Consider the following 20,713-nt stretch of genomic DNA (forward strand, 5'->3'; position numbering starts at 1 on the left):
TCACTTCTCTCCTTCCGTTCCGTCCGCATGGACGATGCGGCGAATATTCTTTTCCGCCTTGCTGCGCGGAATCATAATCATGTGCCCGCAGCCCATGCATTTGAGCCGAAAATCCATACCGACACGCAGAACCTCCCAGTCCTTGCTGCCGCAGGGGTGTCCTTTTTTCATCGTCAAAATATCGCCAAGACGAATATCCATTGTCCGCGTCCCTCCTTGTGTATGTATATCGAGTATAGCATATTCCCTGTTTTTTGACCAGTCGAGCGCGGGAAATTTCCCGTTTGCCAGCCATATTTTGTGCGCTGTGTGCATATAGTCTTACCAATCTACGGAAAAGCAAAAACGTTAAGAACGGAGGGAATTCATGCAGACAGACTATGCACCGGAATGCTTACACACAGACGTACCGTCCAAAGAAGCACTGCTTGCCGCCGCACAGGACGGCAGCATTTTACAAGCCACCGCCGCCCGCTGCGATGTGCAGCACAACCTCATTCTTCCGCTGGACGGCATGACCGGCATCATGCCGCGCGAGGAATGCGCCCTCGGCATCGACACGGGAACGACGCGGGAAATCGCCATTTTGTCCCGCGTCGGCAAGCCGGTGAGCTTTCAGGTTCTGTGCATACGCGGCGATGTGGCGTATGTATCGCGCAAGCGCGCCCAGCAGCGCGCCTTTGAGCAGCTCCTGCACAAACGCCCCGGAGACATTCTCCCCGTCCGTGTGACACATTTGGAACCGTTCGGCGCGTTTGTCGATGCCGGATGCGGCTTGGTGTCTCTGATTGGCATTGAGAATCTATCCGTCAGCCGCATTTTCCACCCATCCGACCGCGTGCAGGTCGGCCAGCAGCTGTACGCCGTCCTATCCGGTATTGATGCAGACACCGGACGCATCAGCCTGACGCACCGCGAGCTGCTCGGCACATGGGCGGAAAACGCCGCACAGTTCGCCGCCGGTGAGACCGTCTGCGGCATTGTGCGCAGCGTGGAGGACTACGGCGTGTTCATCGAGCTGGCGCCCAATTTATCCGGTCTGGCAGAGCTGCGCTTTCCGGTTGCCGCCGGAGACTTGGTCTCCTGCTACATCAAGTCCATTTTGCCGGAGCGCATGAAAATCAAGCTCAACCTCATCGACCGCATCGGAACCGCGCCGGTGCCGCCGCCCCCGCTGCCGTATTTTATCACAAGCGGGCACATCTCGCGCTGGCAGTATTCGCCGCCGTGCTGTGCGGCGCGGCACATCTGCACGGAATTTGACGAACCGTCCATCGAGGATTTGTAACACAAACAGGGTGCTGCCGCTCTTTGACAACACCCTATTTTCGTTCAGCGTTTTTTCTCTTATATTCCTCGTCAAAGTATTTACCCGCACGAATTTCATCGGTCATCCCCGGATATGGTGCTTCCATATGATATGTGTCTTTAAACACGTCAATATTTACATGTTTTATTTTACAAATGTTCTGTGGTATAATACAGGTACTCTACCGAAAGGAACGATACGATGGGAACACTACGCTACGCAATTCTCGGTCTGCTCAACCGCAAAGCCATGACCGGTTACGATTTATCCAAGGAATTTCAAACATCTCTTGCAGAATTCTGGCACGCCAAGCACAGCCAAATCTATCCAGAGCTGAAAGCCTTGGCGGAAGATGGTCTGATTACCTTCCAGACGGAAATCACCGGCACGGTGCTGGAAAAAAAGGTCTATTCCATTACCGAAGCCGGAAAAACAGAATTTTTGCAGTGGGAGCAAAGCAAGAGCAAAATCAAGCGCCTGCCCAAGGACGAATTCAAGCTGCGGCTGTTTTTCTCGGACAGCCTGCCCAAGCAGGCGCAAATTCAGCTGCTCACAGACCAGCTGCAGCAGCACGAGCAATGGCTGCAGCGGCTGCACGGCGATTTATCCAAATTTGATACGATTCCACCGGCAGACGACGCCGCGTTCAGCGATTATCTCGTCTTATTGGGCGCCATCAGCCGCGAGAAAAGCATGTGCGACTGGCTGCAGACCTGCATCCGATTGTGCGAGACAAAAACCCCGTTTACGACATCGTAAACGGGGTTTTGACATAATTTTACTATATTACTCGAGCACAGCGCCCTTGTTTGCGGAGCTTACGAGGCGTGCATAGCGGGACAGCCAGCCGGTCTTGACCTTCGGCTCATGCGGTACGAATGCCGCACGGCGCTTTGCAAATTCCTCCTCGGAAACCTTTGCGTTGACAGCGTGGTTCGGGATATCGATCTCGATGATGTCGCCCTCTTCCAGCAGTCCGATTTCGCCGCCCTGTGCAGCTTCCGGACAAACATGTCCGATGGAAGCGCCGCGGGATGCGCCGGAGAAACGGCCGTCGGTAATCAGTGCAACGTCCTTGTCCAGCTTCATGCCTGCCAGTGCAGAGGTCGGATTCAGCATCTCACGCATACCAGGGCCGCCCTTCGGACCCTCGTAGCGGATGATAACGACATCGCCCGGAACAATCTTGCCGGTATAAATAGCCTGAATGGCATCTTCCTCGCCGTCAAAGATGCGGGCAGGGCCGGTGTGCTTCATCATTTCCGGAGCAACAGCGCTCTGCTTGACTGCACAGCCTTCCTTGGCAATGTTGCCCCACAGAATCGCGATGCCGCCGGTCTGCATGTACGGGTTGTCAATCGGACGGATGACGTTCGGGTTCTTGTTGACGCAGCCCTTGATGTTCTCGCCGACCTTCTTGCCGGTTGCGGTAATGGTATCCAGCTCAATCAGGTTCTTCTTGGACAGCTCGTTCATAACCGCATAGATGCCGCCAGCCTCATTCAGCTCCTGAATGTAGGTTCTGCCGGCCGGTGCCAGATGACACAGGTTCGGCGTGGTGTCGGATACGTGGTTCATCTTCTCCAGATCCAGCTGAATGCCTGCCTCATGCGAGATTGCCAGCAGATGCAGAACGGTATTGGTGGAGCAGCCCAGCGCCATCTCGCACTCCAGTGCGTTGTGAATGGACTTCTCGTTGATGATGTCGCGCGGCTTGATGTCCTTTTCCAGCAGCTCCATAATCTTCATGCCGGCGTGCTTTGCCAGCTGAATGCGGTCGGAATGTACCGCCGGAATGGTGCCGTTGCCCGGCAGAGCCATACCGATTGCCTCGCACAGGCAGTTCATGGAGTTTGCGGTGTACATGCCGGAGCAAGAACCGCAGCCCGGGCAGGAATGGCACTCAACATCGGTCAGCTCTTCATCATTGATGAGGTTTGCCTTGCGCGCGCCGACGGACTCAAAGGTATAGGACAGGGATACGTTCTCACCCTTGACATGGCCTGCCAGCATCGGACCGCCGGATACAACGATGGACGGGATGTTCAGGCGAGCTGCTGCCATGACCATGCCCGGAACAATCTTATCACAGTTCGGGATGAGCACGAGCGCGTCAAACTGATGTGCCTGTGCCAGTGTCTCCACGGAATCGGCAATCAGTTCGCGGGACGGCAGAGAATACTTCATGCCGATATGACCCATCGCAATGCCGTCACAGACGCCGATTGCCGGTACCAGAATCGGTGTGCCGCCAGCCATGCTGACGCCGGTCTTGACAGCAGCGGCAATTTTATCCAGATTGATGTGACCCGGAATAATCTCGCTGTATGCGGAAACCACGCCGATAATCGGACGCGCCATCTCCTCCTCGGTCAGACCGCAGGCACGCAGCAGCGAACGGTTCGGCACGCGCTCAACGCCCTTTGTAATATTATGACTTCTTAATTCCATAAAAGCACCTCCAAGGCGGCATCACCGCCGCGATAAAAAAAGCGGGAACAGGCGCATGACCCGTCCCCGCTGTATCTTTACAAAACATGCGTAAATTTGTCATGTACTTTCTTATTATAAAAGAATACATGACACAAATCAAGGGCAGGACGTCAGATTTCTCAGTCCTTGTCCTTATCCCAATGCACGGCTGTGATGCCGGTGCGGCTGGACTCCACAACATCAAAGTTCTGCATGATGGACAGGAAGGTATCCAGCTTGGACGGTACACCGGAAATGCGGACAATGATGGAGTGCTCGCCTGCGTTGACAACGTCTGCCTGATAGACGTCGCACAGCTCGCGGATGCTCTCCTGCACGTTTGCGTCACCTGCAATCTTAATCAGCGCCAGCTCGCGGCAGAACGCCTCATCCTCCTTGATGTGGACAACCTCTACACATTCCTCCAGCTTGCGCATCTGCTTGAGAATCTGATCCAGCGTGTATGCATCGCCGACGGTCACGATGGTGATGCGGGAAAACTTCTCGTCCACAGTCGGAGAAACCGTCAGGGAATAAATGTTGAAGCCGCGGCGGCCGAACAGGCTGGAAACGCGAGCCAGTACACCGGAGTTATTTTGTACGACGGCCGAAATAATATACTTTTCCATGGGTTCTTCCTCCTCGATCAATCGATGATAACGTTGCGAACGGTCTCGCCGCCCGGAATGAACGGCAGAACGCGCTCGGTCTTATCAATGTGTGCATCAATCAGAACCGGGCCGTCTGTGGTTGCCAGCGCTTCCTTCATGCATGCCTCAAAGCCTGCCAGTGTGTCGCAGCGCAGACCCTTCGCGCCGAATGCCTCTGCCAGCTTGACAAAGTCGGTCTTGCGGTGCGGGTCGGTGTTGGAATAGCGCTTGCCATAGAACGAGGTCTGCCACTGATATACCATGCCGAGTACACTGTTGTTGACGACAACCGTGATAACCGGCAGGTTGTTGCTGACCGCCGTGCACATTTCCTGTAAGTTCATATGGAAGCTGCCGTCGCCCGTGACATGAACCACGCGCTTGTCCGGCTCGCCTACCTGCGCGCCGATGGCTGCGCCGTAGCCGAAGCCCATGGTGCCCAGACCGCCGGAGGTCAGGAACGTGCGCGGCTTGGAGCGGCCGGTAAACTGTGCAGCCCACATCTGGTGCTGGCCGACGTCGGTTGCCACAATGTCATCCTTGCCAATCAGCTCGTCAATTTTCTTCATCAGCTGATGCGGGCGCAGAACGGCATCATTGTCCTTCGGCTTATAGTCCATGCGCTCCTTCCAAGAAGCAATCTGCTCCTTCCACGGCGTGTGGTCTGCATGGTCGATGAGCGGCAGAATCGCCTCCAGCACGTCGTGTACATCGCCGATGACGCTGTGCTCTACCGCGATGTTCTTGTTTACCTCGGACTCGTCAATATCAACCTGAACAACCTTTGCGGCAGATGCGAAATCTCCCATCTTGGTTGCCACGCGGTCGGAGAAACGGGTGCCCAGCGCAATAACCAGATCCGCATTGTCTACGGCGCGGCCGGCGGATACCCAGCCGTGCATGCCGATGAGACCCAGATTGAGCGGCTCCTCCTTATCCAGTGCGCCAATGCCCATCAGCGAATGACACGCCGGAATGTCTCCGCGCTTCATAAAGCGCAGCAGCAGCTCGCAGGCATCCGACGAAATCACGCCGCCGCCGAACAGGATGACCGGACGCTCTGCCGCGTTGACCATCTCTGCCATCTTGGAAATCTGCTCGTGCTGAATCTTCGGATTCGGGCGCTTATGTACCGCCGGCTTGTGCTCAAACTCACAGACTGCCGCAGTGACGTCCTTCGGAATATCAATGAGAACCGGACCCGGACGGCCGCTGATGGCGATTTCATATGCCTGACGAACGGTGTCTGCCAGCTTCTCAACGTTGCGGACAACGAAGTTGTGCTTGGTAATCGGCATAGTCACGCCTGCGATGTAAATTTCCTGAAAGCTGTCTCGGCCGATAAAATTGGTGCCGACATTCGCGGTAATGGCAATGAGCGGAATGGAATCCATAAATGCGGTTGCGATGCCGGTGACGAGGTTGGTCGCACCCGGACCAGACGTTGCCAGAACAACGCCTACCTTGCCGGTGGCGCGGGCATAGCCGTCTGCCGCATGCGATGCGCCCTGCTCGTGTGCCGCCAGAACATGGCGGATGCGGTCGGAATACTTGTACAGTTCATCATAAATGTTCAGGGCTGCGCCGCCCGGATAACCAAAAATGGTGTCGGTACCCTGTTCCAGCAGTGTCTCAAGCAGAATCTGTGAACCATTGAGTTTCATGAGCCATCTCTCCTATATCGTGATATTTTTTCCTATTTTTTCGCGCCGATTGTCGGATGGTAAATCAAAAAAAGCCTTTATCTCTACAAAAAGAGACAAAGACTAGCTCTGCGGTACCACTCTCATTGCTGCCAAAGCGCGGCAGCCACTTCACATCGGCACAACGTGTGCGTAATGCTTTGCCCGTTAACGGAGGCCTAACCCGATTCAGACTACTAAGCTCTGCGCCGTTCTCCTGAACTGCTCGCGGACGACGTTCACACTTCTTCCCTGCTGCCTTGCACCAAACGGCAGCTCTCTGAAAGTTGCGGAAGAGTTACTCTTTCCGGTCTTTGCATTTTTATATCTAAGTATTTCTAATTATATCTTGTAAATTCAAAAAGTCAATCATTATTTTTATTTTTTCGCATTTCTCCGGTTTTCCATGCAAATTTTCAAAGATCCTGCATACTTTGCCCAAATCCGGCAAAGCTAACGACAAGTCGTTGGGAGGTGGTTTTCCTGTTTCTTTCATTCATGCGCACGCTTTTGGTATATGCCGCGCTCATCGGCGGTCTGCGCTTTACCGGAAAGCGGCAGCTCGGTGAGCTGTCCACCTCGGAATTTGCCGTCACCATACTGGTTTCCGAGCTCGCCTCTGTTCCGCTGCAGGATCCCGCCATTCCGCTGCTCGGCGGCATCGTCCCGCTCGTCACGCTGCTCGCCGTGGAGGTGCTGCTGTCGTGCCTGTGCCGCCGAAGCATCCGCTTCCGCCGCCTGCTGTGCGGCAATCCGTGCATGGTCATTCGAGACGGAAAATTCGACCCCGACATGCTGCGCCTGCTGCGCTTGTCGCCGGAGGACGTGCTGGAAGGCCTGCGCATGGCGGGCGTCGCGCTGGTGTCAGATGTCCGCTGCGGCATCATCGAAACCAACGGTCAGCTCAGCGTCCTGCCCTATGCGGACAAGCAGCCGCTCACGCCATCCGACCTCGGCAAGCACCCCAAAGATGCCGGCATGGCGCGCGTGCTCATCTTCGAGGGCAAAATCCGCCGCGGCGTTTTGCGCCAGCTCGGCAAGGATGAGGCGTGGCTGCTGCGCACATGCCGCGCCCGCGGTATCCATGCACCGGAGGATGTATTCCTGCTGACGCTGGACGATTGCGGCAATCTGTTCGTGCAGCCGCGGGAGGTGCACCGATGAAGCGCGTCTGGACGGCAGCCGTGCTGCTTGCGCTCGTGATAACCGGCTGTCTGTACAACAACTATGCCGTTTCCCGCACGGCGGCGCGCATTTCTGCGCCGCTGACACAGGCGATGTGCTGCGCCAGCCCCGCGCGGGCGCAGGCACATCTCACGGCTGCCCAAGCGCAGTACGACCGGAGGGAGCGGTATTTGCGCGCCGTCATGAACCGGCAGCGGCTCGACACGGTTCGCGCGGGCTTCGCTCGCTCACAGGCCGCCGCGCGGCTCGGTGACGCAGCGCAGCTGCAGCTGTCGCTTGCAGAGCTGCGCGAGGCGGTACTGGCGCTCAGATAGAAAAAATCCCGCCGGAAAACCGACGGGATTTTATCGTCATACCATCTTACAGGTACTTCTTCATGGTCTCGCTCGCAGTGCTTGCGTCACCGGACAGGGCAACGGTAAACTCTACGTTGTGCTTGGAAGAGAACTCATCCAGAGCCAGCAGGAACTTATCTGCATCTGCCTGCTTGTCATCGCAAGCAACCTTGTACAGGCTGTCGATGTAGATCTTGGTGATGTCGTAGTTGCCAGCATGGATACCAGCTACGAAGCCCAGCAGGGATGCATAGTCGGTTACGCTGTAGTCCATCACGTCGATCAGGCGTGCCTGATGAGAAATGTCAAAGTTCAGCTGATTGCCCTTTGCGATGCAAACAACAGAACCCGGCTCGTTTGCCGCAGACTCATTTACCTGATTGATAATGTCCTTTGTCTTGCCGCTTCCAGCAGCTGCCATAATCAATTTAACCATTTTGTTTTCCTCCTAATCTACAATGAGGTTGTTATTATGGTATCATACATTGTAAAAAAACACAACGGATTTTCAAAAGAAAAAAAACAGTTCTTTGTGAATTTTTACATACTGGTCAAAAAATGCGCAGTAAGCAAACTTTTTTTCATGAGCAAATATTCAAGCAACTCGCGAAAGATATCCGGCACCTGTTTTTTGTCCGCGCTGTCCGCCGCAACCAGCGCGCGCCGCGCCAGCTCTCCTCCGCTGCCGGTCACGATGATTTCTCCCAGCTTGTCGCCCGCCTGCACCGGCGCCCGTGTGCGCTGCACACAGACAATCTCGCGCCGAATGCTTCCCGCCTCGGTCTTTTTGAGCAACAGCGGCGTCTCCTCCGCGAGCTTGACGGGTACGCTGCCGCGCGTGCCCAGCTCGACGGCCACCTCCGGCAGCGTCTCGCCGTCCGCAATCGGCACGACCGTGTATTCTGCGAAGCCGTAATTGAGCATCGCCGTGATGTCCTGATTGCGCGACTGCTTATCCGGCTCTCCGAGCACAACCGCAAGCAGACACATGCCGTCGCGCTGCGCCGCCGCGGAAATACAATAGCCCGCCGTGCTCGTGTATCCGGTCTTGAGTCCCACCATGCCGTCATACAGCTTGAGCATTTTGTTGGTGTTGGCAAGCCCGAACGAGCCGTTCCGCACGGAATCCATCCAGATGGATGTATAGGTTAAAATCTTGGGATGCCGGAGCAGCTGCTGGGAAATCAATGCCAAATCCCGCGCCGTGGTTTTGGTCTGCTCGCCGTCCGTGTCCAAGCCGTTCGGATTGACAAATTCCGTCCGCTTGCAGCCGAGCTGTTTGGCGCGCTCGTTCATCATCGAGACAAAATGCGCTTCGCTGCCGCCCAGATGCTCCGCCACGGCAACCGCCGCGTCATTCGCGGATGCAACCGCAATCGACTTGAGCATGTCATCCAGCGTCATGCGCTCGCCTTCCTTGAGATAAATCTGTGAGCCGCCCATCTCCGCGGCATGGGCGGATGCGGTCACCCAATCGTCCAGTGATGCGCTGCCGCTGTCCACCGCCTCGATGGTCAGCAGCATGGTCATGAGCTTTGTCACGGACGCGGGCGGATGCACGGCATCGGCGTTGTGTTCAAACAGCACCTGTCCGGTGTCCGTCATCAATATGGCGCTCTTCGCGTGCACCTCTCCCAACTGCGCCGCCGAGGCGGACGCCGAGACCGCCGCCGCACACAGCACGCCGCACACGGCGGTCAGGATACGCTTTCTCATCCGCTTCCTCCCCCGAAAAAACTGGTTTCCACACACTGTATGCGCAAACCAAACGGGGCATACCAAGACAAAGACCGCCCGACAAGCGGGCGGTCTCTCCGATTCGATGTCAATGGGTAATAATCATTTTGCCGATCTTGTCAAGGAACGGCTGCGCCTGCTTCTGATCCGTGTACAGCCTGACGCCGATCGGCTCAGAAATCTCCAGTCCAAACAGTCCTACCAACGATTTTGCGTCCGCAACATACCAGCCCGACGAGAGATCAATGTCAAACGGCATCGCGGATGCCGCATTGTTGAGCAGTGTCAAGTCGTCAGGTTTACTGAGCTTAATCTGTAGTTTTACCATTTTTTCTCCTCTCCCGCAGTTGTAACTCTCTGTAAAATTTATTATAATATTCTTTGTGAATTGTTTCTATAATTTTAACGAAAAATTCACACGATTTTTACATTTTGACGGTACGCCGTCATCGGAGGAACATCTATGAAATTTTGCTTTGCAACGCTTGGCTGCAAGGTCAATCAATTTGAGACGCAGGCGCTCGCCCAGCTCGCCCAACAGCGCGGGCACGTTCTCGCGGAAAAACAGGCGGACGTCTGCATCATCAACACGTGCACCGTCACCTCGTCCGGCGACCACAAAACGCTGCGCGTCTTACATAAACTGCAAAAAGAGAATCCCAACGCGATTGTCGCGCTGTGCGGCTGCTTCGCGCAGACCGAACCGGAGCGGGCATCCGCCATGGATGGCGTGCACATCGTCTGCGGCACATCCGACCGCGCCGCCGTGCTGGATTTGTGCGAACAGGCGGTGCGCGACCGCAAAGCCGTCTGCACGGTCACGGACAACCGGCAGCGGCAGGCGTTCGAGCAGCTGCCCGCCGGTATTCTGCCCGGTCACACCCGCGCCCTGCTCAAGGTACAGGACGGCTGCGACAACTACTGTACCTACTGCATCATTCCGTATGCGCGCGGCCATGTGCGCTCTCTGCCGCTCGCGGAAGCCGTCAAGCAGGCGCAGCAGCTCGCCGCGTCCGGTGTGCGGGAAATTGTCGTGACCGGCATTGAAATCGCCAGCTACGGGCGCGATTTGCCGGACAAGCCGACACTCATCGACCTCATGGAACAGCTGTGCGAAGCTGCACCGAATGTGCGGTTTCGTCTCGGCTCGCTGGAGCCGCGCCTGATTACCGACGAATTTTGCCGCCGTCTGCGCGGATTTTCCAATCTCGCGCGGCATTTCCATCTGTCGCTGCAATCCGGCTGTGATGCGACGCTGCGCCGCATGCACCGCCGCTATACGACCGCGCAGTTTTTTGCCGTTGTCGAGCGGCTGCGCGCGGCATTTCCCGCTTGTTCCATCACGACGGATGTGATTACCGGCTTCCCCGGTGAGACCGAGGAGGAATTTGCACAGACGATGGATTTTCTCAAAGCCTGCGCCTTTGCGTCCATGCATGTCTTTCCGTACTCCGAGCGCAGCGGCACGCCTGCGGCTTCGATGCCGGATTCCGTGCCGCCGCAAGTTCGCGCCCAGCGCGCCACTGCCGCGCGCGCATTGGCGGCGCAGCTGTCGCAGGATTTTCTGCGGCCATTTATCGGCAAAACCATCTGTGTCGTCTTGGAGCACGGCACAAGCGAGGCGCAGCCCGCACACGGCGATTGGCATTTCTCGGTTGTGCTCCCGCCCGACACCGGCAGGCAGGGCGATGTGTGCCGCGTTCGGCTGACCGGCATCGCCAAAAACGGCATGACAGCAGAAAAACTATAATACAGACAAAAAACTGGGAAGCGCGAAGCTTCCCAGTTTTTCGTTCTGTTATTTTTTAATGCTGTCCCAATACGCCTTTGCTTTTTGCTCCAGCTTGTTGTCGCCATAGGTATAATACTGCGCGTCCTTGATCGCGTCCGGCAGATACTGCTGCCGCACCCAATGGTTGGGGTAGCTGTGCGGGTACTGATAGGTCAGACCGCGTCCCAGCTTTTTCGCGCCGGCATAGTGGCTGTCTTTGAGATGTGCAGGAACATCACCGGATTTTCCCGCGTGAATGTCCGCCATCGCCGCGTCAATCGCCGCGATGCCGCTGTTGGATTTAGGTGATGTCGCGAGCAAAATCGCCGCGTCCGCCAGCGGGATGCGTGCCTCCGGCAGGCCGAGCTGATTTGCCATATCCACGCACGCCTTGACAATCGGCAGCGCCTGCGGATATGCCAGACCGATATCCTCCGCCGCAATGACCATGAGTCTGCGGCAGGCGGAAATCAAATCTCCGGACGCCAGCAGGCGCGCCAGATAATGCACCGCAGCATCGGGGTCTGAGCCGCGAATGGACTTTTGCAGACCGGATAAAATATCATAATGCTGGTCGCCGTCGCGGTCATAGCGCACGCTGGAGCGCTGCGCCGCCTGCTGTGCGTCCTCCATCGTCACGGTGTCTCCGCCCGCGGTCTGCACAAGCAGCTCCACGGCATTGATGGCTTTTCTCACATCGCCGCCGCACGCCGCCGCAATATAGGCGCAGACTTCTTCCGGCACGTGCAGCGAAGCATCCGCCAGAGAAAATGCGCGGCGCACTGCGGGCTGAATGTCCGCCGCCTCAATCTGCTTGAACTCAAACACCGTGCTACGGCTCAAAATCGCGTGAAACACGTAAAAATACGGATTTTCCGTCGTGGATGCAATGAGCGTAATGCGGCCGTCCTCGATGAACTCCAGCAGGGACTGCTGCTGTTTTTTGTTAAAATACTGAATCTCGTCCAGATAAATCAGCGCGCCGTTCGGCGCCATCAGCGTGCCCAGCTCGTCAAAAATCTTTTTGATGTCCGCGATGGACGCGGTTGTCGCATTGAGCCGATACAGCTTGCGCTCGGTCTGTGCCGCGATAATCGAGGCAACCGTCGTTTTTCCCACACCGGACGGACCGTAAAAAATCATATTTGGAATGTTGCCGCTCTCGACAATCCGGCGCAGCAAACCGGTTTGTCCCAGAATATGCGGCTGGCCAACCACATCCGCCAGTGTGGTTGGGCGGATACGGTCGGCCAGAGGCTGAAATTTCATGTTGTGTAATGCTTAGTACAGCGGGAACTGCTTGCAGATTTCCTCGACACCGGCGCGGATTGCGTCAGCCTTGTTGTCGAAGTCGAAGATTGCGTCAGCGATGAAGCCTGCAATCTTGTCCATCTCCGGCTCCTTGAAGCCGCGGGTGGTAACTGCCGGTGTGCCCAGACGAACGCCGGAGGTTACAAACGGGCTGAGCGGCTCATTCGGTACGGTGTTCTTGTTTGCGGTGATGTATACCGCATCCAGACGGTTCTGCAGCTCCTTGCCGGTGATTTCGGTGCCGCGCAGATCAACCAGCATCAGATGGTTGTCTGTGCCGCCGGAAACCAGCTTGACGCCGCGCTTGGTCAGACCTTCTGCAAGAGCCTGTGCGTTCTTGCGGATCTGTGCCTGATATTCCTTGAATTCCGGCTTGAGTGCTTCGCCGAAGCAAACAGCCTTTGCAGCGATGATGTGCATGAGCGGGCCGCCCTGTGTGCCCGGGAAGATTGCGGAGTTCAGCTTCTTTGCCAGCGCTTCATCGTTGGTCAGAATGCAGCCGCCGCGCGGACCGCGCAGAGTCTTATGGGTGGTGGTGGTTACGACATCTGCGTACTCCATCGGGTTCTGGTGCTCGCCTGCTGCGACCAGACCTGCGATATGCGCCATATCAACGAACAGATATGCGCCGACTTCCTTTGCAATCTCTGCAAACTTGTCGAAATGGATGGCACGCGGGTAAGCGGAAGCACCTGCAATGATCATCTTCGGCTTGTTCTCGATTGCCTTCTGGCGAACGTCCTCATAGTCAATGTAGCCGTTGTCATCTACGCCGTAAGCGACCATGTTGTACAGCTTACCCGACTGGTTTGCCGGAGAGCCGTGGGTCAGATGACCGCCGTTGTCCAGGCTCATGCCGAGAACCGTGTCGCCCGGCTGGCACAGTGCCTGATAGACAGCCATGTTTGCCTGTGCACCGGAGTGCGGCTGTACGTTTGCATACTTTGCGCCGAACAGCTTGCATACGCGCTCGATTGCCAGATTCTCTGCAATGTCAACACATTCGCAGCCGCCATAGTAGCGCTTTCCCGGGTAACCTTCTGCGTACTTGTTGGTCAGAACGGTGCCCATAGCCGCCATGACGGTCGGGGATACAATGTTTTCGGATGCGATCAGCTCAATGTTGCGGCACTGACGGTCGTACTCCTTGCGAACTGCTTCGCCCAGTTCCGGGTCCATGCTGGTGATAAAAGAAATGTTCTCTTCAATTCTCTGTTTTTCTGCCATCGTCTGAAATCCTCCATGTTCATAACACTACAGTATGAATTACACAAACAATCAGCTGTTTTTTTATTGTGTTAATTCTAATTAAAGCAGGATTCCCCCTCTTTTGCAAGACAGTTTTTTGCTAATTTCATTTTTTCCGCTTCCTGCATCAAAATTTGTAAGATTCACCTGATTTTTTGTGCATTATTTGTGTTATAATGACAGGAGACTTTAGCGAGTCATATTTTTTGACACAAAAACCCTCAAAAGGAGCTGATTGCATGTTGACCCCAGAACAGCGCGCCTGCGCCGCCGTCGAGCGGTTGGAGCGGAAATATCCTGATGCCATCTGTGCGCTGCAATATACCAAGGACTATGAGCTGCTGTTCGCCACGCGCCTGTCGGCGCAGTGCACGGACAAGCGCGTAAATATCATCACCAAGGATTTGTATGCGAAATTTCCGACGCTGGAATCCTTCGCCCTCGCCACGGAGGGAGAGATTGAACAAATCATCCGCCCGTGCGGGCTGGGCAACTCCAAGGCGCGGGACATTCACGCCGCCGCGGTCTATCTACTGGAAGTACATAACGGCAAAGTGCCCGGCACGATGAAGGAGCTGCTCAAAATCCCCGGCGTCGGCCGCAAGACCGCCAATTTGATTCTCGGCGATTTATATCACCAGCCCGCGATTGTCACGGACACGCATTGCATCCGCCTCGCCAACCGCATCGGTCTGGTGGACGGCATCAAAGAGCCGGCAAAGGTGGAAAAGGCACTGCGCCCGCTCATCCCGCCGGAAAAATCCAGCGATTTCTGTCACCGGCTGGTGCTGCACGGCAGAGACGTTTGCACGGCGCGCAAGCCGTACTGCGAGCGCTGCTGTCTCAAGGACATCTGCAAAACCGGCAGCGAGACATAATTTTCCTATCCGCACAGCAAAAAAGAGGATTGGCAGTCGCCAATCCTCTTTTGTTATGCGCTCACAGCTGCGCGTCCAGTTCTTCTTCTGCTGAAACGACGAGCGGGCCAATCGGCTCGAGCGCCGCAAACTTTTCCTTGTTCGCCTCATAAATCATGCGCAGACCGGTCAGCGTCAAATTGGCATCGACATCGGTAATCGTGTCGCAGTACTCCGCCATCATGCGGCCCATGCCGCCGGTCGCCACGACGCGGCAGCTGCCGTTGATTTCCGCCTTCATCTCATGCACAATGCCCTGAATTGCGCCCGCATAGCCGCGCACGGCACCCGACTGCATGCTCATGACGGTATTGGTGCCGATCGCCTTTTCCGGCCGCACGATGTCCACGCGCGGCAGCTTGGAGGCCTTCTGGAACAGCGCTTCCATGGCAACCTTGATGCCGGGGAAAATGGCGCCGCCGCAGTACGCGCCGGTCTCGTCGATGACGTCAAACGTCGTCGCCGTGCCAATGTCAATAATGATGAGCGGTGCGCCGTATTTTTGAATCGCAGAGACCGCGTTGACCAGACGGTCAATGCCGACCTCCCGCGGGTTGTCATAACGGTTTACCAGACCGGTATCCACGTCTTTGCCGACAATCATCGGGCGCACGCCGATGTACTTGCGAATCGCGTTGATGAGCGTGTACATGACCGGCGGCACGACCGAAGCCACAATGACCGCCTCCGTGTCCGCCGTTTGCAGACCCAAGAACGAATAGTACATGTGAATCTGCATACCAAGCTCATCCGATGTGCGCTCCGCCGTCGTGGACAGGCGGAAGCTGCCGATGAGCTCCTCGTCTTTATAAATGCCAAAAACCGTATTGGTATTGCCTACGTCAATCGCCAATAGCATATTTCATTCCTCTTTCCCAACGGTTGCTGTGCTCAAAGCCAGAGCCGTTTCTTCTTTGTGTTTTTCAAATAAATCAGCTCCGGCTGCACGCGGTCTCCTGCAATCGTGAGCCGCAGATACGACGGCGGCTGTGCAGTATACGGCATGCTGATGCTGCCCGGATTCGCCACCAAAACGCCGTCCTCCTCATGCACCTCCGCGCGGTGCGTGTGTCCGTACAGCGCGACCTGACAGCCGGCTTGCTGCGCCTCCTGCGTCAGCCGCTTGGTGTTGCGTCGCACGCCAAACAAGTGTCCGTGTGTCAAGAACAGCCGCACGCGTTCCGCACAGACCACCAGACTGTTCGGCGTCTCGTCGTCGCCCCAGTCGTTGTTGCCGCGCACGCTGTACACAGGCAGCTCCGGATAGACAAACCGGATGTCTTCCACATCACACACCAAATCGCCCAAATGCGCGACGGCGTCCGGCTTCTCCTCGTCAATCAGCGCGAGCATGTCCGTGATATTGGCGCGATGCGAATCGGAAAATATGAGCAGTTTCATCTTCATTTCCCCCGTAGCCAGATAGTATCTTTCATGACTATACACTATTTTTTTCAGAAAGTCAAAGAACAATTGCGTGCTCTGCCGCGTATACTGCATCGAAACCCATTGCGCAGGAGGTATTTCTATGCAGCACAACGACTTGGACGCGCTGATTCGGCAAATTTCCCAACAATGCGGCGACCCCGCCGCGGCCGCCCGCCTGAAGGCGCGCATGCAGAATCCGGAGCAGCAGCGCGCCGCGCGCAGCATGCTCCGGCAGCACGGCGCCAGTCTGGAGCAGGCGATGCAGCACATGCAGGCAGGCGACACGGAAGGCGCCAAGCAAATCCTACAGCGCACGATGCAGACACCGGAGGGCGCACAGCTCGCGCAGCAAATCGCCCGTCTGATGGGACGGTGAGCTTGTTTGGAACCCGCTGATCTGTTATCCAGCCTGCTTCAGGACCCCGAAGCCATGCAAAAGCTGTCCGGTATGGCGGCGCAGCTGCTGGGCAGCGATGCAGACGCGCCCGCGGAGACCGCCGCGCCGCCGCGCGGGACGGACGCGGCGCGCATACAGCTGCTGCACGCTCTGCGCCCGTTTTTGTCGGAAAACACCTGCGCGCAAATCGCGCACGCCGAACGCATTCTCTCTCTGGCGCGTATGACAAAAACAGCCGTCCGGCAGGTTCTTCCGCCGGACGGCCGCACAAAGGAGTTGTAGCGCATGTATAACAAATATTTACAGACCGCCTGCCCGCCGGCGGACGCGCCGCCGTGTCCGCCGCCCGAGCGGCAGGAATCCGGCAGCATCTTGTCCTCTCTGGGCAATCTGTTCGGCAAAGAGGGCGGTCTGAGCCGCCTGTTCGAGCAGGACACCCTGCTGGTTCTGCTCATCCTGTACGTTCTGCTCAAGGACGAAACCGGCGGCATTGACCGCGATTTGCTGCTGCTCGCAGGCATTTTCCTGCTCATCGGCGTATAACGCTCAAAAGCCCTCCCGATGCACGAGCTGGTACAGCAGTGCATTGACAATGGCCGCCGCGACGTTGCTGCCGCCCTTGCGTCCGCGCGCGACGATATGCGGCGCCTGCGACTGCAAAATCAGCTCTTTGGACTCCACCACATTGACAAAGCCGACCGGCACGCCGATAATCAGCTCCGGCTTCAAATCCTGCTCCCGCATTAGGCGATCCAGCTCAATGAGCGCGGTCGGCGCATTGCCGATGGCAAAAATCACCGGTACATCCAGCTTGGCGGCGCGTTCCATCGAGACGGTGGAGCGCGTCACGCCGCGCTGCTTGGCTTCCTCCGCGACATCGGCATCTGCGACAAAGCAGTGCACCTCTCCGCCGAATTTCGCCAGCGTCTTTTTGTTGATGCCCGCCTTGACCATATTGGTATCCGTCACGATGTGGGCGCCGTTTCGGATGGCTTCCAGCGCGCGCGGCACTGCGCCCTCGGAAAACACCAGATTGTCCGCATAGTCAAAATCTGCCGAGGTGTGAATGACGCGCTTGACAACCAAGCCAATTTCCTCCGGAAATACGCGGTCACCCAGTTCTTCTGTGATAATCGCAAAGCTGCGCTTTTCGATGTCCGCCGGTTTGATAATTTCAAAATCCATTTGTCTCCCTACCTCTCGATTCCGCGGCGTGCCGTGATGCCCTTGTCATACGGATGCCGTATTTTTTTCATCTCTGTGATATAATCCGCCAAATCCAGCAACGCCTGCGGCGGATTGCGTCCGGTCAGGACAACCTCCAGCTCCGGCGGACGCGCCTGTATCAACGACACCAGCTCGTCTGTATCCACCATGCCTGTCGTGCACGCCGCCATGATTTCATCCAGCACCAGCATGCGCAGATGTTTGGTGTCCGCAAACGCCTGCCGCAGCAATTGTGTGTGGTCGCGCGCTGCCTGCGCCTTTTCCGCCGCGTTCATCTGGAATGTAAACTTGCTTCCCTGCTTGGCGCGCAGCAGCTCCACGTTGTCAAATTGCTGCATGGCGGTCACCTCGCCGCTATCACCGCTCTTGAGAAATTGGGCGATGCGCACCCGCGCGCCAGTGCCCGCGCAGCGCAGGGCAAGCCCAAACGCACAGGTCGTTTTGCCCTTGCCGTCGCCGCAGTAAATATGAACAAGTCCCTGTTCCATCTCACACCTCCCGATTGAGAATGCGGTAAATGGCATCCATGTCCAGCGCTTCGCGCACGGCATCCGCGAGCAGGTCATACTGCTGCTGCTTATACGTCTCCGCGTCGAATGTCTGTACATCGTGCGCGGACAATCCCTTGCTCTCCAGTAACGCCGTGACGAAGGTGCGGCTGACCTCCTCGCGGTCAAACACGCCGTGCACATAGGTGCCGTAACAGCTGCCGCACTGGGCGCCGTCCACAACCGGACGCGTGCCGCGCTGGATTTCCGAAAAATTATCCGCCTCCGGCTCATAGGTCGTCTCGCCCATGTGAATTTCATAGCCGTCGATGTGTACGCCGGTCAGCGCGGCGAACATGCCAGTGAGATGCCCGATTGCGCCGTGCACCTGCGTCGTGGTTTTGTCCGCGCAGAATGTCGTGTGCACCGGCAGCAGACCCATGCCGTCCATCGCGCCGCCCGCCTCGACATGCGCGGGGTCAGACAACGTCAGACCCATCATCTGATAGCCGCCGCAGATGCCGAACACCGGCTTGCCTGCCGCGGCATACTGCTTGATGGCTGCCTCCAAGCCGTTCTGCCGCATCCACTTCAAATCGTCCATCGTGTTTTTGCTGCCCGGCAGCAAAATCAAATCCGGCTGCTTGAGCTCCGCCGCCCGCGTGACATAGCGCACGGACACGCCGGGTATGCGTTCGAGCGGCGCAAAATCGGTAAAATTCGAGATGCGCGGCAGGCGAATGACCGCCAAATCCAACAGCGCCGGTGTCTGCTTGGACTGCAGGCGCTCGGACAGGCTGTCCTCGTCGTCAATGTCCACATGCAGGTACGGAATCACGCCGACAAACGGAATCGGCAGCTTGTCCTGCATCATGTCCAGACCCGGCTTGAGAATGTCGACGTCGCCGCGGAATTTATTGATAATCAGACCCTTGATGCGTTTTTGCTCCTCCGGCTGCAGCAGGGAAACCGTGCCGTACAGCGAGGCGAACACGCCGCCGCGGTCAATGTCTCCGACGAGCAGCACCGGCGCGTCCACCATTTCCGCCATGCCCATATTCACAATGTCATTTTCGCGCAGATTGATTTCCGCCGGAGAGCCCGCGCCCTCTATGACAATGACATCATATTCCTCCGCCAGACTGTTGTACGCCTGCAAAATATCCGGAATCAGCTGTTTTTTATACGGATAATAGTCTTTTGCCGCCATTGTGCCGCGCGCTACGCCGTTGACGATAATCTGGGAGCCGCAGTCGCTGGTCGGCTTGAGCAAAATCGGATTCATGCGCACATCCGGTGCGATGCCTGCGGCTTCTGCCTGCATGACCTGCGCGCGTCCCATCTCGGCGCCGTCCGCTGTGATAAACGAATTAAGCGCCATGTTCTGCGACTTAAATGGCGCCGCCTTGAGTCCGTCCTGTCGGAAAATGCGGCACAATGCCGCAACCGTCAGGCTCTTGCCCGCATTGGATGTCGTGCCCTGTACCATGATTACCTTTGCCATGCCGATTCCTCCTTCAGCTGCCGCAGCGTGTGCAGCAGCACAAAATTCTCCGTCTCATTGCGCACCGCGATGCGGAACCATGTGTCATCCAGCCCGTGATAGTTCGCGCACGAGCGAATGAGAATGCCGCGGTCGTGCAGCCGCCGCTGCAAATCCGGTATGCACAGATTGCGAAACAGCAGATAATTCACCTGCCCGTCTATGACGTGCAGCCCTAAATCCTCCAAGCCGCGCTGGAGCGCCGCGCGCTGGAGCGCGACATACGCGCGTGTTTTGCGCGGAAAATCCGTGTCCTGCGCCGCCGCGATGCCGCACGCCTGCGCAATGCCGGACACCGACCACGGTGCCCCCGCTTCGTACAATCGGTCAACCAGCTGCCGATCCGATGACAGGCAGTAGCCCAAGCGAATGCCCGGCATCGCGTACATTTTGGTAAAGGACCGCAGCAAAATCAAATGCGGATTGTCTGCCAGTTGGTCTGTCAGCACGCTGCGTTCCGGCTCGCAAAGAAAATCATGGAAGCACTCGTCGACAAGCAGCCGCGCGCCGACCTCGGCGCAGCGTTCCATTCCTTTCTTTACCAGTCCTTTCGGCGTGAGTAAACCGGTCGGATTGTTTGGGTTGCACAGCACAACCAAATCGACATCTTGTGTCACCGCGTCCCAATACGCCGGTGTTATTGTCAAATCCTCACCCAGCGAAACGCGCACGATCTCGCTGCCCACGAGCTGTGCTGCCTCTTCATACTCCGCAAACGTCGGCGCGGGCAACAGGATTTTCTTCGGGCGAAGCGTCAGCATCAGGCGGTACAGCACATCGGCGGCGCCGTTGCCGCAGAAAACCTGCTGCGGCGTGACGGCATTGCGCGCGGCAATCGCCCGCCGCAGGGCGCGGCAAAACGGATCCGGATAGTGCAGACAGCCCGCAATCGCCTGCTGCGCCGCCTCGCGCACGCTGTCCGGCATGCCGAGCGGATTGATATTTGCCGAAAAGTCCAGCGGCTCCTCGTTCCAGTTGTCGGCGTAAATATCGCCGCCGTGTATGTGCTTCAT

At 57.0% G+C, this 20,713-nt stretch carries 24 protein-coding genes and 1 other annotated feature; of the genes, 9 read left to right on the plus strand and 15 right to left on the minus strand.

What is annotated here, in order from left to right; translation table 11 throughout:
• Window positions 1-201 carry a DUF951 domain-containing protein gene (locus KQI75_RS03505; RefSeq protein ID WP_216469359.1) on the minus strand — a complete coding sequence of 67 codons (201 nt, stop codon included), beginning with the start codon at window positions 199-201 and terminating at the stop codon, window positions 1-3.
• A gap of 166 nt (window positions 202-367) precedes the next feature.
• Between KQI75_RS03505 and KQI75_RS03510 the strand changes: the two genes are divergently transcribed.
• Together KQI75_RS03510 and KQI75_RS03515 are read left to right on the plus strand one after the other, a co-directional pair.
• Window positions 368-1,288, plus strand: coding sequence for a S1 RNA-binding domain-containing protein (locus KQI75_RS03510; protein WP_216469360.1), 921 nt, complete (start codon window positions 368-370; stop codon window positions 1,286-1,288).
• 222 nt (window positions 1,289-1,510) lie between these two features.
• The gene (locus KQI75_RS03515) at window positions 1,511-2,068 is read left to right on the plus strand and encodes a PadR family transcriptional regulator (RefSeq protein WP_216469361.1); all 558 of its coding nucleotides are present in this window, start codon (window positions 1,511-1,513) and stop codon (window positions 2,066-2,068) included.
• Window positions 2,069-2,095: 27 nt separating this feature from the next.
• Here the strand turns inward: KQI75_RS03515 and ilvD are convergent, their stop codons facing one another.
• From ilvD to ilvB, 3 genes are all read right to left on the minus strand, one after another.
• Entirely contained in the window at window positions 2,096-3,760 is a 1,665-nt protein-coding gene (ilvD, locus tag KQI75_RS03520) for a dihydroxy-acid dehydratase (RefSeq protein WP_216469362.1), read from the minus strand.
• A gap of 161 nt (window positions 3,761-3,921) precedes the next feature.
• Complete coding sequence (gene ilvN / locus KQI75_RS03525; protein ID WP_216469363.1) at window positions 3,922-4,410, minus strand: acetolactate synthase small subunit; 489 nt, start codon at window positions 4,408-4,410, stop codon at window positions 3,922-3,924.
• 17 nt (window positions 4,411-4,427) lie between these two features.
• Window positions 4,428-6,095 carry a biosynthetic-type acetolactate synthase large subunit gene (gene ilvB / locus KQI75_RS03530; RefSeq protein ID WP_216469364.1) on the minus strand — a complete coding sequence of 556 codons (1,668 nt, stop codon included), beginning with the start codon at window positions 6,093-6,095 and terminating at the stop codon, window positions 4,428-4,430.
• 88 nt (window positions 6,096-6,183) lie between these two features.
• Window positions 6,184-6,437: a binding site (T-box leader), on the minus strand.
• A 174-nt stretch (window positions 6,438-6,611) separates the two neighbouring features.
• Here ilvB and KQI75_RS03535 point away from each other — a divergent pair.
• Both KQI75_RS03535 and KQI75_RS03540 read left to right on the plus strand, forming a co-directional pair.
• A complete protein-coding gene (locus KQI75_RS03535) occupies window positions 6,612-7,277 on the plus strand; it encodes a DUF421 domain-containing protein (RefSeq protein WP_216469365.1) in 666 nt (221 codons plus the stop codon).
• Window positions 7,274-7,612: a DUF4363 family protein gene (locus KQI75_RS03540; protein ID WP_216469366.1), complete on the plus strand. Its 339-nt coding sequence runs from the start codon at window positions 7,274-7,276 to the stop codon at window positions 7,610-7,612. Before KQI75_RS03535 ends, KQI75_RS03540 begins: the two co-directional genes overlap by 4 nt.
• A 46-nt stretch (window positions 7,613-7,658) precedes the next feature.
• Here KQI75_RS03540 and KQI75_RS03545 read toward each other — a convergent pair whose 3' ends face one another.
• From KQI75_RS03545 to KQI75_RS03555, 3 genes are all read right to left on the minus strand, one after another.
• Entirely contained in the window at window positions 7,659-8,069 is a 411-nt protein-coding gene (locus KQI75_RS03545) for a hypothetical protein (protein WP_216469367.1), read from the minus strand.
• 104 nt (window positions 8,070-8,173) lie between these two features.
• Complete coding sequence (locus KQI75_RS03550; protein WP_216469368.1) at window positions 8,174-9,349, minus strand: D-alanyl-D-alanine carboxypeptidase family protein; 1,176 nt, start codon at window positions 9,347-9,349, stop codon at window positions 8,174-8,176.
• Window positions 9,350-9,458: 109 nt separating this feature from the next.
• Window positions 9,459-9,698 (minus strand): HPr family phosphocarrier protein, encoded by a 240-nt coding sequence (locus tag KQI75_RS03555; protein ID WP_216469369.1) that lies wholly within the window; start codon window positions 9,696-9,698, stop codon window positions 9,459-9,461.
• Window positions 9,699-9,833: 135 nt separating this feature from the next.
• Between KQI75_RS03555 and mtaB the strand changes: the two genes are divergently transcribed.
• On the plus strand, window positions 9,834-11,120 hold the full coding sequence (gene mtaB / locus KQI75_RS03560) for a tRNA (N(6)-L-threonylcarbamoyladenosine(37)-C(2))-methylthiotransferase MtaB (protein ID WP_216469370.1): 1,287 nt from the start codon (window positions 9,834-9,836) through the stop codon (window positions 11,118-11,120).
• 48 nt (window positions 11,121-11,168) lie between these two features.
• Here the strand turns inward: mtaB and KQI75_RS03565 are convergent, their stop codons facing one another.
• Both KQI75_RS03565 and glyA read right to left on the minus strand, forming a co-directional pair.
• Window positions 11,169-12,410, minus strand: coding sequence for a replication-associated recombination protein A (locus KQI75_RS03565; protein ID WP_216469371.1), 1,242 nt, complete (start codon window positions 12,408-12,410; stop codon window positions 11,169-11,171).
• A gap of 12 nt (window positions 12,411-12,422) precedes the next feature.
• Window positions 12,423-13,679, minus strand: a complete 1,257-nt coding sequence (gene glyA / locus KQI75_RS03570) for a serine hydroxymethyltransferase (RefSeq protein WP_216469372.1) — start codon at window positions 13,677-13,679, stop codon at window positions 12,423-12,425.
• Window positions 13,680-13,942: 263 nt separating this feature from the next.
• On the opposite strand from glyA, the gene KQI75_RS03575 reads away from it, so the two are divergent.
• Window positions 13,943-14,578: an endonuclease III domain-containing protein gene (locus tag KQI75_RS03575; protein ID WP_216469907.1), complete on the plus strand. Its 636-nt coding sequence runs from the start codon at window positions 13,943-13,945 to the stop codon at window positions 14,576-14,578.
• Between the two features lie 61 nt (window positions 14,579-14,639).
• On the opposite strand, the gene KQI75_RS03580 is transcribed toward KQI75_RS03575, so the two are convergent.
• Window positions 14,640-15,476, minus strand: a complete 837-nt coding sequence (locus tag KQI75_RS03580; protein ID WP_216469373.1) for a type III pantothenate kinase — start codon at window positions 15,474-15,476, stop codon at window positions 14,640-14,642.
• A gap of 32 nt (window positions 15,477-15,508) precedes the next feature.
• Window positions 15,509-16,018 carry a metallophosphoesterase family protein gene (locus KQI75_RS03585; protein WP_216469374.1) on the minus strand — a complete coding sequence of 170 codons (510 nt, stop codon included), beginning with the start codon at window positions 16,016-16,018 and terminating at the stop codon, window positions 15,509-15,511.
• Between the two features lie 127 nt (window positions 16,019-16,145).
• On the opposite strand from KQI75_RS03585, the gene KQI75_RS03590 reads away from it, so the two are divergent.
• The 3 genes from KQI75_RS03590 to KQI75_RS03600 are packed head-to-tail and all read left to right on the plus strand — an operon-like array spanning window position 16,146 to window position 16,985.
• Window positions 16,146-16,421, plus strand: coding sequence for a hypothetical protein (locus tag KQI75_RS03590; RefSeq protein ID WP_216469375.1), 276 nt, complete (start codon window positions 16,146-16,148; stop codon window positions 16,419-16,421).
• Window positions 16,422-16,427: 6 nt separating this feature from the next.
• Complete coding sequence (locus KQI75_RS03595) at window positions 16,428-16,724, plus strand: hypothetical protein (RefSeq protein WP_216469376.1); 297 nt, start codon at window positions 16,428-16,430, stop codon at window positions 16,722-16,724.
• Window positions 16,725-16,727: 3 nt separating this feature from the next.
• Window positions 16,728-16,985: a hypothetical protein gene (locus tag KQI75_RS03600; RefSeq protein WP_216469377.1), complete on the plus strand. Its 258-nt coding sequence runs from the start codon at window positions 16,728-16,730 to the stop codon at window positions 16,983-16,985.
• A gap of 3 nt (window positions 16,986-16,988) precedes the next feature.
• On the opposite strand, the gene KQI75_RS03605 is transcribed toward KQI75_RS03600, so the two are convergent.
• Genes KQI75_RS03605 through cobD form a run of 4 tightly spaced genes read right to left on the minus strand, consistent with a single transcriptional unit; the run spans window position 16,989 to window position 20,713 of the window.
• Window positions 16,989-17,627: a precorrin-8X methylmutase gene (locus KQI75_RS03605; protein ID WP_216469378.1), complete on the minus strand. Its 639-nt coding sequence runs from the start codon at window positions 17,625-17,627 to the stop codon at window positions 16,989-16,991.
• 8 nt (window positions 17,628-17,635) lie between these two features.
• Window positions 17,636-18,157, minus strand: a complete 522-nt coding sequence (locus KQI75_RS03610; protein ID WP_216469379.1) for a cob(I)yrinic acid a,c-diamide adenosyltransferase — start codon at window positions 18,155-18,157, stop codon at window positions 17,636-17,638.
• A 1-nt stretch (window position 18,158) separates the two neighbouring features.
• Window positions 18,159-19,661 carry a cobyric acid synthase gene (locus tag KQI75_RS03615; protein WP_216469380.1) on the minus strand — a complete coding sequence of 501 codons (1,503 nt, stop codon included), beginning with the start codon at window positions 19,659-19,661 and terminating at the stop codon, window positions 18,159-18,161.
• Window positions 19,649-20,713 (minus strand): threonine-phosphate decarboxylase CobD, encoded by a 1,065-nt coding sequence (gene cobD / locus KQI75_RS03620; protein ID WP_216469381.1) that lies wholly within the window; start codon window positions 20,711-20,713, stop codon window positions 19,649-19,651. Before cobD ends, KQI75_RS03615 begins: the two co-directional genes overlap by 13 nt.

The organism is Butyricicoccus intestinisimiae (assembly GCF_018918345.1).
GTDB classification, from domain to species: domain Bacteria; phylum Bacillota; class Clostridia; order Oscillospirales; family Butyricicoccaceae; genus Butyricicoccus_A; species Butyricicoccus_A intestinisimiae.

Excerpts from the sequence above, each read along its gene's own strand:
- KQI75_RS03505 (WP_216469359.1), bottom strand. The coding sequence starts at position 201 with ATGGATATTCGTCTTGGCGATATTTTGACGATGAAAAAAGGACACCCC.
- KQI75_RS03590 (WP_216469375.1), top strand. The coding sequence starts at position 16,146 with ATGCAGCACAACGACTTGGACGCGCTGATTCGGCAAATTTCCCAACAA.
- KQI75_RS03535 (WP_216469365.1), top strand. The coding sequence starts at position 6,612 with ATGCGCACGCTTTTGGTATATGCCGCGCTCATCGGCGGTCTGCGCTTT.
- KQI75_RS03550 (WP_216469368.1), bottom strand. The coding sequence starts at position 9,349 with ATGAGAAAGCGTATCCTGACCGCCGTGTGCGGCGTGCTGTGTGCGGCG.
- KQI75_RS03510 (WP_216469360.1), top strand. The coding sequence starts at position 368 with ATGCAGACAGACTATGCACCGGAATGCTTACACACAGACGTACCGTCC.
- ilvD (WP_216469362.1), bottom strand. The coding sequence starts at position 3,760 with ATGGAATTAAGAAGTCATAATATTACAAAGGGCGTTGAGCGCGTGCCG.
- KQI75_RS03515 (WP_216469361.1), top strand. The coding sequence starts at position 1,511 with ATGGGAACACTACGCTACGCAATTCTCGGTCTGCTCAACCGCAAAGCC.
- KQI75_RS03605 (WP_216469378.1), bottom strand. The coding sequence starts at position 17,627 with ATGGATTTTGAAATTATCAAACCGGCGGACATCGAAAAGCGCAGCTTT.
- KQI75_RS03610 (WP_216469379.1), bottom strand. The coding sequence starts at position 18,157 with ATGGAACAGGGACTTGTTCATATTTACTGCGGCGACGGCAAGGGCAAA.
- KQI75_RS03585 (WP_216469374.1), bottom strand. The coding sequence starts at position 16,018 with ATGAAACTGCTCATATTTTCCGATTCGCATCGCGCCAATATCACGGAC.
- KQI75_RS03565 (WP_216469371.1), bottom strand. The coding sequence starts at position 12,410 with ATGAAATTTCAGCCTCTGGCCGACCGTATCCGCCCAACCACACTGGCG.
- ilvN (WP_216469363.1), bottom strand. The coding sequence starts at position 4,410 with ATGGAAAAGTATATTATTTCGGCCGTCGTACAAAATAACTCCGGTGTA.
- KQI75_RS03545 (WP_216469367.1), bottom strand. The coding sequence starts at position 8,069 with ATGGTTAAATTGATTATGGCAGCTGCTGGAAGCGGCAAGACAAAGGAC.
- KQI75_RS03615 (WP_216469380.1), bottom strand. The coding sequence starts at position 19,661 with ATGGCAAAGGTAATCATGGTACAGGGCACGACATCCAATGCGGGCAAG.
- mtaB (WP_216469370.1), top strand. The coding sequence starts at position 9,834 with ATGAAATTTTGCTTTGCAACGCTTGGCTGCAAGGTCAATCAATTTGAG.
- KQI75_RS03555 (WP_216469369.1), bottom strand. The coding sequence starts at position 9,698 with ATGGTAAAACTACAGATTAAGCTCAGTAAACCTGACGACTTGACACTG.
- KQI75_RS03580 (WP_216469373.1), bottom strand. The coding sequence starts at position 15,476 with ATGCTATTGGCGATTGACGTAGGCAATACCAATACGGTTTTTGGCATT.
- KQI75_RS03540 (WP_216469366.1), top strand. The coding sequence starts at position 7,274 with ATGAAGCGCGTCTGGACGGCAGCCGTGCTGCTTGCGCTCGTGATAACC.
- ilvB (WP_216469364.1), bottom strand. The coding sequence starts at position 6,095 with ATGAAACTCAATGGTTCACAGATTCTGCTTGAGACACTGCTGGAACAG.
- KQI75_RS03600 (WP_216469377.1), top strand. The coding sequence starts at position 16,728 with ATGTATAACAAATATTTACAGACCGCCTGCCCGCCGGCGGACGCGCCG.
- glyA (WP_216469372.1), bottom strand. The coding sequence starts at position 13,679 with ATGGCAGAAAAACAGAGAATTGAAGAGAACATTTCTTTTATCACCAGC.
- cobD (WP_216469381.1), bottom strand. The coding sequence starts at position 20,713 with ATGAAGCACATACACGGCGGCGATATTTACGCCGACAACTGGAACGAG.